This is a genomic window from Actinokineospora lacus, assembly GCF_053813445.1.
This window is the reverse complement of sequence record NZ_JBQERA010000001.1, coordinates 428,546-443,595: the sequence shown is the minus strand read 5'-3', so window position 1 is coordinate 443,595 and position 15,050 is coordinate 428,546. Positions and strand designations below refer to the sequence as shown.

Genomic DNA, 15,050 nt, shown 5'->3' with positions numbered 1-15,050 from the left:
CTCAGCGGCGCGTGTCGACCCGGTGGAAGTTGCGGTACGCCCGCGACGGCGTCGGCCCCCGCTGTCCCTGGTACCGGGAACCGGCCTGTGTGGACCCATAGGGGAACTCCGCGGCCGAGGAGAGCTGGAAGAGGCACAGCTGCCCGATCTTCATGCCCGGCCACAGCGTGATCGGCAGGTTCGCCACATTGGACAGTTCCAGCGTGATGTGCCCGGTGAACCCCGGATCGATGAACCCGGCCGTCGAGTGGGTCAGCAGGCCCAGGCGCCCGAGCGAGGACTTGCCCTCCAGCCTGCCTGCCAGGTCGTCGGGGAGGGTCACCGCCTCGAACGTCGAGCCGAGCACGAACTCCCCGGGGTGCAGCACGAACGGCTCGTCCCCCTCGGCCTCGACGAGCGAGGTCAGGTCGTCCTGCTGCTGCTGCGGATCGATGTGGGTGTAGCGGGTGTTGTTGAACACCCGGAAGAACCGGTCCAGCCGCACGTCGATGCTGGAGGGCTGCACCATCGCCGGGTCGAGAGGCTCCACCCGGAGCCGACCGGAGTCCAGTTCCTTGCGAAGGTCGCGGTCGCTGAGCAGCACCGGCCTACAGTAACCCGGGCGCTCGGGGTGGCCTCGGCACGGTGTATGATCGTGCCGAGCTTGATCACGCGGATGTAGTTCAATGGTAGAACATCAGCTTCCCAAGCTGAATACGCGGGTTCGATTCCCGTCATCCGCTCAGTGGCGAAACCCCAGGTCAGTGGCCTGGGGTTTTCTCATGTCCCGCTCGTGCGCCTGCGGATCTGGGCGTGCATGGCGGGCAGGGCGAACTCCCGGACCAGCCGCAGGATCTCCTGGGACAGCGCGGCGAAGGGCTTGCCCGCCTGGACCTGCCACCAGAGGTCGCCGATCGGGACGCCCGCGCCGACCATGACCACGCTGCCGATGGGGGCGCGCCAGCCGGGCTGCCACCCGGGCTGGGAGTGGCGCAGGTACGGGCGGATGCGGCGCTGGGCGGTCCACTCGTCGGTCGGGGTGACCCCGACCGACAGGGTGAAGCGGGTGGTGCCCGGACGGGCGGGGCCCTGGACGATGGAGATCTCGCCGCGGTGGGTGTCGGTGACCAGGCGATAATGGCGGTCGCTGCCGGAGAGGCCCAGGGCGCGCAGGCCGGGGCCGAGGTCGGTCTCGACCATCAGGCGGAACCATCCGTCGGCGTTGCGGACCGCGCCTGGCTCCACCGGTTGCCCCTCTCGGTTGGACACTCCGCGTACGCACCGCAGTCGGGCGGTCACTCCGGAGACATCTCGACCCTATCCCGGACGGGCGACCGTTCCTACTCAATCCCTCACCTACCCGTCGGTATTCCTCGGTTGGGCGACACACGGGCCCATCCGCCGACGATTACCCAGACAATTGATGTAACCCAGATCACATGCACTCGCCCACCAGGGTGACTTGGGCCTCATTGGGCCACGGCACGTCACAACCGGCCCGCTGACACGTCGCCTACCGGACGGGATTTTCTTGACGAAGGGTCACGTATGCCTCCGACCACCATCGCGCGTCCGGTAGGACAGGCGGGCATGGGCATCGTGCTGGTCGACGGGGTCCCCCTGTTCCGCGAGGGCCTGTCCGCGCTGGTCATGCGCACCCCCGGCCTGCGCTGGCTCGGCGCGACCGACACCCAGCAGGGCGCGATCGCCCTGGTCGAGCGCTTCCACCCGGCGATAGCCCTCGTCGACTCCGGCCTCGACCCCCGGCACCACCTCAGCCACATGCTCACCGCCGGGCACCCTGACCTGACCATCCTGATCCTCGTCCGCGACACCCACCGCACCACGCACTACGTCGCCACCGCGCTGGCCTCGGGCGTGCACGGGGTGATCCTGCGCTCGGCCGAGCCGCCCCAGGTGGTCGAGGCGCTGCACGCGCTGCACCGCGACCGCCGCTACGTCGACTCCGCGCTGGCCCAGACCGTCGCCGCGCCGCGGGCCAGGCTGGCCTGGCTCTCGGACAACACCCAGCCGCTGTCCCGGCGGGAGTTCCAGGTGCTGCAGCTCATCGCCGACGGGCTGGAGAACCAGGCCATCGCCAAGATCCTCTACGTCTCCGTCGAGACCGTCCGCACCCACGTCAAGTCGATCCTGCGCAAGCTCTCCGCCCGCGACCGCACGCACGCGGTCGCCGTGGCCTTCCGCGCCGGGGTGCTCAGTACCACTTCGGCAGGCCAGACGCGCACGGGCACGTGAGAACAGGCACGAAACCACGCATCACTTGCCTGAGTTACCCGCTGGTAATATCCTGTTGTTACCGGTGAGTAGCACGCTGCCGCTCGTGAGGACACGGAGCAACAGACATGGGTCACTACAAGAGCAACGTCCGCGACCTCGAATTCAACCTTTTCGAGGTGCTGAAGGTTCAGGAGCGCCTGGGCACCGGCGTGCTGGCCGATTCCGACGAGGAGACCGCCCGCGGGGTGCTCGCCGAGCTGAACAAGCTCGCCGTGGGCCCGCTGGCCGAGTCCTTCGTCGACGCCGACCGCAACCCCCCGGTGTACGACCCCAAGACCTTCTCGGCCACCCTGCCGGAGTCGTTCAAGAAGTCCTACCAGGCGCTGTGGGACGGCGAGTGGTGGCGCCTCGGGCTGACCAACGAGCTCGGCGGCCTCGGCCTGCCCCCCACCGTCCAGTGGGCCGCCGCCGAGCTGATCCTCGGCGCCAACCCCGCGCTGTTCATGTACCTGGCGGGCCCCAACTTCGCCATGATCCTGCACAAGAACGGCACCGAGGAGCAGCGCGGCTGGGCGCAGTTCATGATCGACCGCGGCTGGGGCGCGACGATGGTGCTGACCGAGCCCGACGCGGGCTCCGACGTCGGCGCGGGCCGCACCAAGGCCGTGCAGCAGCCCGACGGCACCTGGCACATCGACGGCGTGAAGCGGTTCATCACCTCGGGCGACCAGGACATGACCGAGAACATCGTGCACCTGGTGCTGGCCCGCCCCGAGGGCGCGGGACCGGGCACCAAGGGCCTGAGCCTGTTCCTGGTCCCCAAGTACCACTTCGACAGCGCCACCGGCGAGCTGGGCGAGCGCAACGGCGCCTTCGTCACCAACGTCGAGCACAAGATGGGCCTGAAGGTCTCCACCACCTGCGAGCTGACCTTCGGCCAGCACGGCACCCCCGCGGTGGGCTGGCTGCTCGGCGAGGTGCACGACGGCATCGCGCAGATGTTCCAGGTCATCGAGTACGCCCGGATGATGGTCGGCACCAAGGCCATCGGCACGCTGTCCACCGGCTACCTCAACGCCCTGGAGTACGCCAAGGAGCGCGTGCAGGGCGCCGACCTGACCCAGATGCTGGACAAGACCGCGCCGCGGGTGGCCATCACCCGCCACCCCGAGGTCCGCCGCTCCCTGATGCTGCAGAAGGCCTACGCCGAGGGCCTGCGCGCGATCTACCTCTACACCGCCTCCTTCCAGGACCAGGTCTGGACGGGGGAGGGCGACCAGGAGCTCGCCGAGCGGGTCAACGACCTGCTGCTGCCGATCGTCAAGGGCGTCGGCTCCGAGCGGGCCACCGAGCAGCTGGTGCAGGCGCTGCAGATCCTCGGCGGCTCCGGCTTCCTGCAGGAGTACCCGATCGAGCAGTACATCCGCGACGCCAAGATCGACTCGCTGTACGAGGGCACCACCGCCATCCAGTCGATGGACTTCTTCTTCCGCAAGGTCGTCCGCGACAAGGGCACGGCCCTGGGCCACATCGCCGGGGAGATCACCGCGTTCCTGGAGGCCGAGGGCGGCAACGGCCGCTTCAAGCAGGAGCGCGTGCTGCTCAAGCAGGCCCTGGAGGACGTCCAGGCGATGCTGGGCTCGCTGATCGGCGCCCTGACCTCCGCGCAGGAGGACCCCCGCAACCTCTACAAGGTCGGCCAGCACACCGTGCGCCTGCTGATGGGCACCGGCGACCTGCTGGTGGGCTGGCAGCTGCTGCGCCAGGCCGAGATCGCCATGGCCGCGCTGGACGCGGGCGCCTCGGCCAAGGACAAGGCGTTCTACGAGGGCAAGCTGGCGGTCGCGTCGTTCTTCGCCAAGAACGTGCTGCCGGAGCTGTCCGGTGCCCGCAAGATCGTCGAGTCCGCGGACAACGACATCATGGACGTGGACGAAGCCGCGTTCTGAGCAGGGGTGGAACAGGCGGCCCCAATCCCCCGGGGGCCGCCTGTTCACCTCACGTCCGGTGCGCTCTCGCCGCGGCGAAGCAGTAGACGCCGAAGGCGGCGAAGCCCACGGCCATCACCAGCAGCAGGAACATGCCGAAGGGCTGCGCCGCCAGGGTGCGCAGGGCGGCGTCGAACCCGCCCGCCTCCTGCGGGTCGGTGTACAGCGCCGCCACGCCCAGCAGGCCGCCGACGATGGCGATGGCGATGCCCTTGGCGATGTAGCCGACCCGGCCCAGGCGCTCCACCCACTTGCGCGTGCCGGTGGGCAGCTCGCCCGCGTTGAGGTCGTGCATGAACGAGCCGCGGACGCCGGAGACCACCCGCGAGACGCCGACCCCGATCACCACGAGCGCGACGGCCCCGACGATGAACCGCCCCGCGGGCAGCGACATCACCTGGGCGGTCAGCTCCTTCTGCTTCTGGTCGCCACTGCCCGCCGCGCCGCCCGAGGCGATCCGCGCCGAGGCGATGCCCAGCGAGATCCCGGTGCCCGCGCGGATGACGGCCCCGAGCCGCTTGCGGGTGCGCTTGCCCGGCTTGTCGACCCAGCGGTAGCCCAGCGCGGCCATCAGCCCCTGCCAGAGGGCGAACGCGAACAGCCCCACCGCCAGCACCCACATCAGCGCCGTCCCGAGACCGGTCGCGGAGATCTCCGCCAGCGCCCCGGTGTGGTCGGCCTCGCGCTTCGAGCCGAGCGCCACCTGGGCGGCGATGTAGGCGAGCACCACGTAGACCAGGCCGTAGCAGACCATGCCCGCCCGGCCCATCCACTGCACCGGTCTGGCCCGGTGCGCCTCCTGTGCGTCCACCCTCCGCCTCCCACCACTCGATTGGCCCACCACTCGATTGGGTGGTGCTGCTGGGGGGTAGGTGTCCCTCGACAGGCAGGTCAAAACATCCGGTGCGAGTCTGGTGACCTGGCAAGACCTACGGAGGAGTGGAATGGGTATCGGCGGCATCATCAGCGCGATCATCGTGGGCGCCATCCTCGGCGTCCTCGGCCGAGCCATCGCCAAGGGCGACCAGAAGATCCCCTGGTGGCTGACCATCCTCACCGGCATCGCCGCGGCGTTCATCGGCACGCTGCTGGCCAAGCCGTTCGGCTGGGACGACACCAAGGGCATCGACGTCCTGGAGATCGTGCTGCAGGTCATCGTGGCCGTGATCGCGGTGACCGTCGTGGCGGGGATCTGGGCGAAGATGAAGACCCGACGGACCTGAGCGAGCCGGGGTCGGGAGGCTCGCGAGCCTCCCGACCCCGGCCTGTCCTGGGTTACGGGCCTGTCCGGAGGATTACGCGGGCGGCTTCTCCGGCGCCTTGCAGATGATCTTCGGCTGCGGGTTGTAGCGCACCGTGCGGGTGTCGCGGCGCACCACGGACCCGGAGAGGCTCTTGACGATCCGGGTGTCGGTGATGGTGAAGCCCGGCGCGCCGTTCGAGGCCTTGCAGTTCTCCGCGGGCCCGTCCTTCTCGAAGGGCGGGGTCTCCGCGGTGCGCGGGCCGGTCACCGAGTCGACGGTGTAGCGCTTGGTGCCCCAGATCTTCACCGTGATCGACGACGACGTCCAGACGGTCTGGATGGCGATGCCGGTCTCGGCGTCGTTGGTGAACTTCAGGTCGATGACGCTGCTGCCGTCGGGGTTCTGGAACACCGTGGCCTCGCGCGCGGGCGGATAGCGGCTGATGAAGTAGCTGTGCTCCTTGTGCCCGGCGTCCTTCAGGCCCGCGAAGTACGCGGCGTTGTACAGCGTCGTGGCGAACTGCGAGATGCCGCCGCCGACCGCCTTGCCGGGCGCGCCGTCGGAGATGATGCCCGCCGCGACGTAGCCCTGGGCCGTGGTGCGCGGGCCGGTGTGGCCGTTGAGGCTGAACGTCTCGCCCGGCTTGACGATCGCGCCGGTCACCTTGCCCGCGACCACCCGGATGTTGACCCCGGAGTCCGGGGCGAACCCGCGGGTGGTGAACTCGCCGATGACCTCCTTGATGCCCAGGCCCTTGGCCTGCTCGGTGGTCACCTTCGCCGGGGTCTTGGTGTACTCGACCTTGATCTCGCGGCCCTCGGTCTTCTTGAGCACGTCGAGCAGCTTCGCGAACGCGGTGTCGTACTTGACGCCGAGCCCGTCCACCGACGGGGTGACCGTGGGCTTGCCGCCCTCGAACACGATCTCGGCGTCCTTGCCCTCCTTCTCGGTCTCGGCCAGCTGCGGCTTCACCGCGGCGACGATCTTGGCCTGATCGATCTTCGGCGTGAGGCCGCCGCCGTCGGCCGGGGCGAAGCTCAGCGCGCCCGCGATGGCCTCGGGGGTGATCGTGGCGTCCTTGCCCTCGCCCTTGACCACGACCGGGCCGGACACCGCGGGCTGGGCGACCTGCGCCAGCGCGGCGGCGACGCCCTCGGCGGTGGTCTTCACCGGGGTCTCGGTCACCGGCAGCACCAGCGTCTCCCCGCCCGCCCAGCCCGCGACGACCGCGTCGCGGGCGCCAGGGGCGTCCAGCTCCTGGCCCGGGACCGGGTCGACGGCGACAGGCTTGGCGCCGGTGAAGGTGATGGCGCCCTCGACGGGGGCCTTGGTGGTGTCGGTCTTCAGCTTCGCCATGGCCGCGTCCAGCTTGGCGTCATCGGTCGCGGTGACGACGCCGACCTCGCGGGTGCTGAAGAAGGACCCGATGCGGGTGAACGGGTTGAGCGGCTGGTCGCCCGCCTGGTCGATGGTGCCCGCCCAGTCCAGCGTCAGGCCCGCCGCGGCGGGGTCCAGCTGCTGCTCGACGCTGCCCGCCCGCACCGCCACCGGCTCGCTCAGGCGCGGCTCGATTCGCGCGCGCAGCGCGGCCTCGGCCTCCGCCTCGGACATGCCGCCCACGTCGACGCCCGCCACCGTCACCCCGCGCGGCACGGAGCCGCTGGTCACCAGCAGGTCGATGCCGTAGAGCAGGACCAGCGCGCCGAAGACCGCGCCCGCGATGATCGCGGGCTTGCGCAACGCGCGCTTGGCCTGCGCCTGCGGACCCACGGGCGCGATGCGCTGCGTGGCAGCGTCGTAGCCCGGCACCGGGAGCAGGTCCGTCTGCTCGGCGTGGGACTCCGGCCACTGGTGCTGACCCTGCGGTTGGTGCTCCTGCGCCACGTCTACCCCTTCCCGCTCACAGGTACAGCCCGGTGCCGTGCTCGGTGCGCTCGCTGGCGATGGCGTGCACGTCCCGCTCGCGGATGACCAGGTAGGTGCGTCCCTGGATCTCGACTTCCGACTGGTCGTCCGGGTTGAACAGCACCCGGTCGCCCACCTTCACGTGGCGCGCGCTGGTCCCCACGCCCAGCACGTCGCCCCAGGAGAGCCGCTTCGCCATCTGCGCGGTGGCCGGGATGACGATGCCGCCGGTGCTGCGGCGCTCCCCCTCCTCGGGGGTGAGCGCGACCAGCACGCGGTCGTGCAGCAGCTGGATCTCGAGCTTCAGTTCCGGCACCGGCGAATCCTAACCGTCCGCGCGCGCGCCACTTTCAGGTGTGCTAGGAGTGGTGGTCCAAGCCGCCAAGAACCAGCGGCAGCCTGCTCGCGCCGGAGGGCAGCACCCGGATGGGCACGCCCCAGTCCTGCCTGGTCAGGTGGCACGCGCCGTGCTCGGCGCCGTCGGTGTCACAGGCCGCGGCCTGGGCGACGACGTGCAGCACGCCCTCGGTGACCGTGTCGGAGACCACCAGCGCGCGGGTGAGGTCGGTGCCCACACCGGCGCCGTCGGCGAGCAGCTCCGGCGGGGACGCGGTGACCTCCAGGCGGGTGCTGGGGCCGTAGCGGTCGTCCAGCTTCTGCCCCGGCGGCGGGGTGAAGACCACCGCCAGCTCGACCCCGCCCGCGGCGATGTCGGTCGGCGGCCTGCGCACCTGGTGCGCGTCGCCCGTGACGAGCTGGGCGGCGGTCACCGCGTGCTCCAAGCGGTGCGCGGCGGAGGCGACCACGACCAGCTCGCCGTCGACCAGGACCGCCCCCGACGGCTCGGCGATGCCGGTGGCCAGGGTGCTGACCTCGTCGGTGGCGGGGTCGTAGCGGCGGATGGCGCCGTTGTAGGTGTCGGCGACGGCGACCGAGCCGTCGGGCAGGGCGGTGACGCCCAGCGGGTGCTGCAGCAGCGCCTTGGCCGCCGGTCCGTCACGGTGGCCGAAGTCGAACAGCCCGGCGCCCACGGCCGTGCGCACCGCGAAGCCCGCGCCGTCGGGCTCGACCCAGCGCAACGCGGAGGTCTCGGCGTCGACCAGCCACAGCCGCTCCTCGGTCGCGGCCAGGCCCGAGGTCTGGGCGAAGAACGCCTGCTCGGCGGGGCCGTCGAGCAGGCCCTCGACGGTCGTGCCCGCGAACCGGCTGACGTGGCCTGCCAGCAGGTCGAACAGGCCGAGGGTGTGGTTGCCCGCCATCGCGATGACGACGCCGTTGGCGGGCGGCCACCAGGCCACGTCCCACGGGCTGGTCAGGTCGACGGTCCGCGCGGGGCCGTCGGTGGCGCCGTCGCGCCACTGGGCGCCGGTCCCGGCGACGGTGGTCACCGCGCCCGTGCGGGTGTCCAGGCCGCGTAGCAGGTGGTTGACGGTGTCGGCGACGACGACGTCGTAGCCCACCTGGGCGGCGACGTGCTCGGGCAGCACGGCCAGCCCGGACGGCTCGGCGAAGGTCGGGGCCGCGCCGTCGGCCCGGCCGCGCTCCCCGGTGCCGAACGCCCGGGTCAGGACGCCGTCGACCAGCTCGACGACGCGGTGGTGGGCGGTGTCGGCCACCAGCAGGCCGGTCGCCGTGGCCACGGCCTTGGCGGGGAAGCGCAGCTCGGACTCCGCGGGCGGCGGTGGCACGTACGGCCCGTCGCCGCGGTGCAGCGTGCCCTTGGCCTCATGGGTGGCGACGACCTCGGTGATCACCCTGCGCAGCGCCTCGGCGTGGCCCTCACCGGCGGCGACGTGCACGACGTGGCCCTCGGGGTCGACCACGACCAGCGTCGGCCACGCCTTGACCGCGTACGCCTGCCAGGTGCTCAGGTCCGGGTCGTCGAGCACGGGGTGGCGCACGTCGTAGCGCTCGACCGCGGCGCGCAGTGCGGCCTCGTCGGCCTCGTGCGCGAACTTCGGCGAGTGCACCCCGACGGTCACCAGGACGTCGGCGAACTCCTCCTCCAAGGGGCGCAGCTCGTCCAGGACGTGCAGGCAGTTCACGCAGCAGAACGTCCAGAAATCCAGCAACAGGACCTTGCCGCGGAGGTCGGCCAGGCGCAGGTCCGCGCCCCCGGTGTTCAGCCACCCGCGTCCGACGAGCTCCGGCGCCCGCACCTTGACCAGCGTTGTCACGTGCGGAGTGAACACCATGACCCGGGGGACGTGTTCCGGTGTCCGCATTGCGGGACACTGTGGCATGGCGTACGACTGGGTCTCCCTCACCACCGACTACGGCCTGGCCGACGGGTTCGCCGCGGTCTGCGAGGGCGTCATCGCCCGCATCGCGCCCACCGCGCGGGTCCTGCACGTCACCCACCAGGTGCCCGCCCAGGACATCCGGCGCGGGGCCGACCTGCTGGCCCAGGCGGTGCCGTACCTGCCCCCGTCGGTCCACCTCGCCGTGGTCGACCCGGGCGTCGGCACGCGACGCAGGGCGGTCGCGCTGGCCGCCGCCGAGGGAGTCCTGGTAGGCCCGGACAACGGCCTGCTCATCGCGGCCGCGGAGGCCCTCGGCGGCGTGGTGGCCGCCGTCGAACTGACCGAATACCAATTGCAACCAGTCTCGGCGACCTTCCACGGCCGCGACGTGTTCGCCCCCGCCGCCGCCCAGGTGGCGCTGGGACGCCCCCTGACGGCGCTGGGCCCGTCAATCGACCCGGCGGGCCTGGTCCGGCTCCCGTCACCGACGACCTCGGCCCTGCCGGGCCGCCTGACCACCGAGGTCCTGGGCACCGACGTCTTCGGCAACGTCCAACTGGCCGCCGTCGCGGTCGACCTGGCAGTCGCAGGCGCGACCCCGGGCCGCGGCGTACACGTCGAGATCGGCGGCCGCTCCCTGGAAGCGGTGGTCGGCCGCACCTTCGCCGACGTCGCCCCCGGATCAGCGGTCGTCCTCCTGGACTCAGCGGGCCGGGTGGCCATCGCCCTCAACGGCGGATCAGCCCAAGCGGTGTTCGGCAGCACCCCCGGCAACCGCGCAGTCGTCCTCGTCGCACGCCAGTAAAGACCAATCACACCTCGCCGAGACCTACGCAGACGTCGCCCCCTGGGCTCGGGGTCGGCGAATGACCATCACTCTCAACGGCGGACCAGCGCAAGCCGTGTTCAGTAGCAACCTCGGCGACCGAGCAGTTGTCCTCGTCGCACGCCGGTGAGGGTCGGTCACACCTCGTCGAGGAGTTCCCGGACGCAGGCGGCGATGCGGGGGTTGTCGGCTGGGGTGATCGTGCTCCACATGCGACCGTCGTTGGCGGCGCGGGTCAGGTACAGGTAGCGACCGTCCACAGTGTCGTGGAAGGCGATGGTGCGGGTTGCCCGGGTGCGGCGCTGGTCCCGCTGCGTGCGCTCGGCGCCGAGTTGGCCGCGCGCGCCCATGCCGCCCAGCATGGATGCCAGCGACTGCGCCTCGCTGAACGAGATGCCGCGCTCGGACAGCACGGTGACGAGCTTCTGCGCGTCGCCGCCGCAGCGGGCGTCGGCCTCGGTCAGCACGTCCGTCGGCAGGCTCACCGACCGGCCCGGCCCGGCGGGCGCCGCGCCCGCGATCGACACCGCGGCGTCGGCCAGCGCCGTCGCACGCGTCGGGATCAGCCACACCTCGGCGCGGTCGACCACACCCAGCATCGCCTGGCTGCCCTGGGCGGCGGCCAAACCGGCGATCTCACGATCGGTCCACACCCAGGTGTCCACGCTGACCTGCGGATAGGCCAGCAACGCCAGTCGGTCGGCCAGCTCGGGCACCGCCCGGCCGCCCTTGACCAGCCCGCGCGCGGCCAGCGTGCCGAAGGCCCGCTCGACCAGCTGGGCCCGCTCGGTGTGGGTCGCGCCGGGGCTGGGCACGTCGAGGGCGACGTGCTTGGCGGGCAGCCGCTCGGACTCCCACAGCACGTCGAACTCCAGGGCCGACAGGACCAGGCTCTCGGTCAACGGTCCGGGTCGTCCCCGCCGAGCACCGCGTCGATGACCAGCCGGTCGTCGCCGAAGACGTCGTCGGAGTCGATGCCGTACTTGCGCACGTGCTCCTCATCGTCCTCACCCTGCGCGCCACCGGCGGCGGCCGCGGGCGACATCAGCGATCCCCCCGGCCTGCCCCCCGTGCCGCCCAGCCGCTCAGCGGCGCGGGCCGCGCGGGCGCCCTCGTCGGGCGCACCGGCCATCGCCGAGCCGCCGCGGGCCCTGGCGTCCGGCCCGTCGGCACCCGCGCCTGCCTTGCCGTTCGCCCCGCCCGCGCCCGCGCCTGCCTTGCCGTTCGCACCTGCCGCGCCCCCGGAATTGGCGCCGCCACCGCGTACCAGTCGGTCCTTGGGCAGCGCCGCGCCCGCCGCGGCGCCGCCTGCGCCCGCGCTGGCCAGACCGGCCAGCGCGCCCGCGTCACCGATCATGCCCATCGGGAAGCCGGGCCGCGGCAGCCCCAGCGCGCCGCCGGGCGGCATCCCGCCGATGTTCGGCCCGACCGGCCCGATGCCCGCCGTGCGCCCGGGCAGCGGGTTGCCCTGGCCGAGACCGGGCTGACCGCCGGGCCCCGGCTGGGTGGTGCCGGTGTAGCCGAGCTGGTTGGGGTTGCCGCCGAAGGGACCGGTGGTGCCCGTGGCAGGCACGCCGGGACCGCCGCCGGTGGGGCTGTAGGCGCCGGGGCTGAGGTTGGCGCTCTGCGCCGAGGTCATCCCCTGCGGGTCGGTCGGCTGGGCGACCAGGCCCATCCCGGGCGGTACCGGGAGCGACTGGTGGTTGTCCAGCGCGGACTGGCTGCCGCGCTGGTAGTTGTTGAGGGACCCGATGGCCTGCTGGCGCGCGGCCTGCGTCTCCTCGACCTTGCGCGCGTTGTCCGTGGTGTGCCCGAGCATCCCGGCGAACCGGTCGATCCCGTTGAGCTGCGTCGGCCCCCGCAGCTCCCCGGAGTCCGGCGCGCCGTTGCGGCTGTGCGAGAAGGCGTCCCCCTGCTGGCCGACCCCGCCCGCGGACTGCGCCACCCTGGGCACCGCTTCCTCGGCGTAGATGCTGGCCTGCTGCGTCTCCTCATGCCCCCGCTCGGACGCGGCCCCCTCCCACTCCACCCCGATCTTGGCCAACTCGCCCCGCAGCGTCCGATCGGTGTCCGCGAGCGCGTCGGCGATGTGCATCAACGCCCGCACCGCCCGGTGCAGCGACTCCGACCCCGCGCCATTCCGCAGCCCGTCGACCTCGACGGCCAACTGCTCGTTGCTCAGACCCTCGAACCGAAGATTGCTGAGTCCGCTCATTTCCCCGCCCCTCACCCGGCGCGCAGCGTTGTCAGCGCCGCTGCGGCGACTCGATCGGTGGTCTCACAGAGCTCCGCTTTGGTCTTTCCCTTGCCTGGCATGGCGAGTCGGACCTGAAGATGTTGTCCGTCCGCGACATCGACGGCCGTGTTGCACTCCGCGCCCTCGCCACCCGCGATCCAGAAGTGGGCAGCGCCGAACCCGTCGACCGCTGCCACCTCGGCGTCGACATTGCGGTTGCCCATCAGCCACGCGTCGGCACCTTCACTGGTGGCGAGGAGGACGAAAACGTCGAGATAGGGGTCACCACCCTGGAGTGTGAGGGCACACACCAGTTGGCCTTCGTAGGTCTGGGTCTGCGAGACGGTCTTCCGCGCGCGATCGACTTTCAGCTCGGCACGCTGAGCGTCGGTGAACAACTCGCACGGCTGCTGGACACCGTCGATCGGCAGGTCCTCCGGCCGAGGCGGAAGCGCGGCCGTCGGCTCCGACGCCGTAGTGGTCGTGTCTGTGGTCGCGGAGCCCGAACCGGGTGAGCCCTTGTCGCCCGGTACTGGCTGCCCGGGCTCGTTGGTACTGCACGCTCCCGCGAATACGGCGATCAGCGTGACCAACAGAAGCGCGGACTTAGTCACCGGTGATCCCCAGCGCGGCGGCGACCTCATCCTCGTTGTAGCCATAGGCCAGCGCGGAGTCCCGCAGTTGCGTCACCAACTTGTCGAGCCCATCGGTGTAATCCTTGACGCGCTGCGCGTAGCAACCCTCGTCAATGAGAAGTCGCTTGTTCCACTCCTTGGCGACCAGGCCACTGACCCGGTCATTGCCCGGCGGAACGACCTGTAGATCCATCGCGGCTTCGTCGACCCGCGTCTTCAGAACGTCCACCTGGTTCTGGATGATCTTGGCGGCGGCGAGGACGTTGTCGTGGTTGACGACGAATGTGCCTGAGTTGGCGGTGGCCAGCCCCCGGATCGAGGCGCTGACCGCGTTGGCGATCATGCCGACGTCTCCGATTTTCATGCCACGCACCCCCGTACGCATCGTGACGGTGTCGTCTCGGTTCGCAGGCTACCAATGGTGCTGTGGGCCCACCTGAAGTTTGACGAATGAACCCGCCCCGGGGTTCCCGCCTAGCCGACGAGCGGGACGGCGATCTCGCCGAGTTGGGCGCGCAGGGCGATGTCGGTGCGGTGGTGGGAGCCTGCCAGATGGACGCTGCCGACCCGGCGGTACGCGTCCTCGCGGGCCTGGGCGAGGGTGTCGCCCAGGCCGACGACCGACAGGACGCGGCCGCCGGTGGAGACGATGGCGCCGTCGTCGCGGCGGCGGGTGCCCGCGTGCAGGACGCCGTGGCCGTCGGCGCCGGTGATGACGTCGTTGGTGCGCGGGACGCCGGGGTAGCCCCCGGCGGCGATCACCACGGTGACGGCGGCGCCCGGGGCCCAGTCCAGCGGGGGGTGCGCGGCGAGGGCGCCGCGGGCCGCGGCGTCGAGCAGACCGGCCAGCGGGGAGCGCAGCAGGGCCAGGACGGCCTGGGTCTCCGGGTCGCCGAAGCGGCAGTTGAACTCGATGACCTGGGTGCCGGTCGACGTCAGCGCGAGGCCCGCGTACAGCAGCCCGGTGAACGGGGTGCCGCGCGCGGCCATCTCGTCCACCACCGGCTTGACGATGTCGCGCACGATGTCCTCGGCCAGGCCGTCGGCCGCCCAGGGCAGCGGGCTGTAGGCGCCCATGCCGCCGGTGTTGGGTCCGTGGTCGCCGTCGCCGACGCGCTTGAAGTCCTGGGCGGGCAGCAGCGGCACGACCGTCCCGGCGGCGTCGACCAGGCAGAACAGCGACACCTCCGGACCGTCGAGGAAGGACTCCAGCAGCACCGGGTGCCCGCCGTCGAGCAGGGTCATCGCGTGCGCGCGGGCCTTGTCCAGGTCGGCGGTGACGACGACGCCCTTGCCCGCGGCCAGCCCGTCGTCCTTGACCACCCAGGTGGGGCCGAAGCGGGCCAGCGCGGCGTCGAGGCGCGCCGGGTTGTCGACGATCTCGCTGTGCGCGGTGGGCACGCCCGCGGCGGCCATGACGTCCTTGGCGAACGCCTTGGACGCCTCGATCCGCGAGGCCGCCGCGCTGGGGCCGAAGCAGGCGATGCCCGCCGCGCGCACCGCGTCGGCGGCGCCCGCGACCAGCGGCACCTCCGGGCCGATGACGACCAGGTCGGCGGACCAGCGCTGGGCCAGCGCGGCGACGGCGGCCTTGTCGGCGGCGTCGACCGGGTGCCGCTCGGCCAGCCCGGCGATGCCGGCGTTGCCGGGGGCGCAGGCCAGGGCCGTCACCGCCGGGTCGTGGGACAGGGCGAGGACGAGGGCATGCTCACGGGCGCCGGAGCCGATTACCAGGACACGCACGGCACGGGAGCCT

At 71.8% G+C, this 15,050-nt stretch carries 15 protein-coding genes and 1 tRNA gene; 5 read left to right on the top strand and 11 right to left on the bottom strand.

Going from position 1 to position 15,050, the window contains the following annotated elements; genetic code table 11:
• Position 1: 1 nt before the first annotated feature.
• Positions 2 to 583, bottom strand: coding sequence for a dCTP deaminase (gene dcd, locus ACTG9Q_RS02185; RefSeq protein WP_455570849.1), 582 nt, complete (start codon positions 581 to 583; stop codon positions 2 to 4).
• Positions 584 to 651: 68 nt separating this feature from the next.
• Between dcd and ACTG9Q_RS02180 the strand changes: the two genes are divergently transcribed.
• Positions 652 to 722: transfer RNA gene (locus ACTG9Q_RS02180), tRNA-Gly, on the top strand.
• A gap of 37 nt (positions 723 to 759) precedes the next feature.
• On the opposite strand, the gene ACTG9Q_RS02175 is transcribed toward ACTG9Q_RS02180, so the two are convergent.
• A complete protein-coding gene (locus ACTG9Q_RS02175) occupies positions 760 to 1,224 on the bottom strand; it encodes a hypothetical protein (protein WP_455570848.1) in 465 nt (154 codons plus the stop codon).
• 303 nt (positions 1,225 to 1,527) lie between these two features.
• On the opposite strand from ACTG9Q_RS02175, the gene ACTG9Q_RS02170 reads away from it, so the two are divergent.
• Complete coding sequence (locus tag ACTG9Q_RS02170) at positions 1,528 to 2,235, top strand: LuxR C-terminal-related transcriptional regulator (RefSeq protein WP_455570847.1); 708 nt, start codon at positions 1,528 to 1,530, stop codon at positions 2,233 to 2,235.
• A 107-nt stretch (positions 2,236 to 2,342) separates the two neighbouring features.
• Entirely contained in the window at positions 2,343 to 4,166 is a 1,824-nt protein-coding gene (locus ACTG9Q_RS02165) for an acyl-CoA dehydrogenase (protein ID WP_455570846.1), read from the top strand.
• Between the two features lie 49 nt (positions 4,167 to 4,215).
• Here ACTG9Q_RS02165 and ACTG9Q_RS02160 read toward each other — a convergent pair whose 3' ends face one another.
• On the bottom strand, positions 4,216 to 5,016 hold the full coding sequence (locus tag ACTG9Q_RS02160; RefSeq protein WP_455570845.1) for a DUF1206 domain-containing protein: 801 nt from the start codon (positions 5,014 to 5,016) through the stop codon (positions 4,216 to 4,218).
• Positions 5,017 to 5,149: 133 nt separating this feature from the next.
• Between ACTG9Q_RS02160 and ACTG9Q_RS02155 the strand changes: the two genes are divergently transcribed.
• Positions 5,150 to 5,428 (top strand): GlsB/YeaQ/YmgE family stress response membrane protein, encoded by a 279-nt coding sequence (locus tag ACTG9Q_RS02155; RefSeq protein WP_455570844.1) that lies wholly within the window; start codon positions 5,150 to 5,152, stop codon positions 5,426 to 5,428.
• Between the two features lie 72 nt (positions 5,429 to 5,500).
• On the opposite strand, the gene ACTG9Q_RS02150 is transcribed toward ACTG9Q_RS02155, so the two are convergent.
• From ACTG9Q_RS02150 to ACTG9Q_RS02140, 3 genes are read right to left on the bottom strand one after another with little or no spacing between them, the layout of a single operon-like run.
• Entirely contained in the window at positions 5,501 to 7,333 is a 1,833-nt protein-coding gene (locus ACTG9Q_RS02150; protein WP_455570843.1) for a VanW family protein, read from the bottom strand.
• Positions 7,334 to 7,349: 16 nt separating this feature from the next.
• A complete protein-coding gene (locus ACTG9Q_RS02145; protein ID WP_455570842.1) occupies positions 7,350 to 7,670 on the bottom strand; it encodes a GroES family chaperonin in 321 nt (106 codons plus the stop codon).
• Positions 7,671 to 7,713: 43 nt separating this feature from the next.
• Entirely contained in the window at positions 7,714 to 9,549 is a 1,836-nt protein-coding gene (locus tag ACTG9Q_RS02140; RefSeq protein WP_455571303.1) for an NHL domain-containing thioredoxin family protein, read from the bottom strand.
• A 46-nt stretch (positions 9,550 to 9,595) separates the two neighbouring features.
• On the opposite strand from ACTG9Q_RS02140, the gene ACTG9Q_RS02135 reads away from it, so the two are divergent.
• The gene (locus tag ACTG9Q_RS02135) at positions 9,596 to 10,402 is read left to right on the top strand and encodes an SAM hydrolase/SAM-dependent halogenase family protein (RefSeq protein ID WP_455570841.1); all 807 of its coding nucleotides are present in this window, start codon (positions 9,596 to 9,598) and stop codon (positions 10,400 to 10,402) included.
• Between the two features lie 158 nt (positions 10,403 to 10,560).
• Here the strand turns inward: ACTG9Q_RS02135 and ACTG9Q_RS02130 are convergent, their stop codons facing one another.
• The 5 genes from ACTG9Q_RS02130 to purD all read right to left on the bottom strand — a co-directional run bounded on the left by ACTG9Q_RS02130 (position 10,561) and on the right by purD (position 15,037).
• Positions 10,561 to 11,325 (bottom strand): ESX secretion-associated protein EspG, encoded by a 765-nt coding sequence (locus tag ACTG9Q_RS02130; RefSeq protein WP_455570840.1) that lies wholly within the window; start codon positions 11,323 to 11,325, stop codon positions 10,561 to 10,563.
• A complete protein-coding gene (locus ACTG9Q_RS02125; protein WP_455570839.1) occupies positions 11,322 to 12,638 on the bottom strand; it encodes a hypothetical protein in 1,317 nt (438 codons plus the stop codon). The genes ACTG9Q_RS02130 and ACTG9Q_RS02125 overlap by 4 nt, the downstream gene beginning before the upstream one ends.
• Before the next feature lie 11 nt (positions 12,639 to 12,649).
• Entirely contained in the window at positions 12,650 to 13,273 is a 624-nt protein-coding gene (locus ACTG9Q_RS02120) for a DUF3558 domain-containing protein (RefSeq protein ID WP_455570838.1), read from the bottom strand.
• Entirely contained in the window at positions 13,266 to 13,658 is a 393-nt protein-coding gene (locus ACTG9Q_RS02115) for a hypothetical protein (RefSeq protein ID WP_455570837.1), read from the bottom strand. Before ACTG9Q_RS02115 ends, ACTG9Q_RS02120 begins: the two co-directional genes overlap by 8 nt.
• A 110-nt stretch (positions 13,659 to 13,768) precedes the next feature.
• Positions 13,769 to 15,037 carry a phosphoribosylamine--glycine ligase gene (purD, locus tag ACTG9Q_RS02110; protein ID WP_455570836.1) on the bottom strand — a complete coding sequence of 423 codons (1,269 nt, stop codon included), beginning with the start codon at positions 15,035 to 15,037 and terminating at the stop codon, positions 13,769 to 13,771.
• Between the last annotated feature and the right edge of the window lie 13 nt (positions 15,038 to 15,050).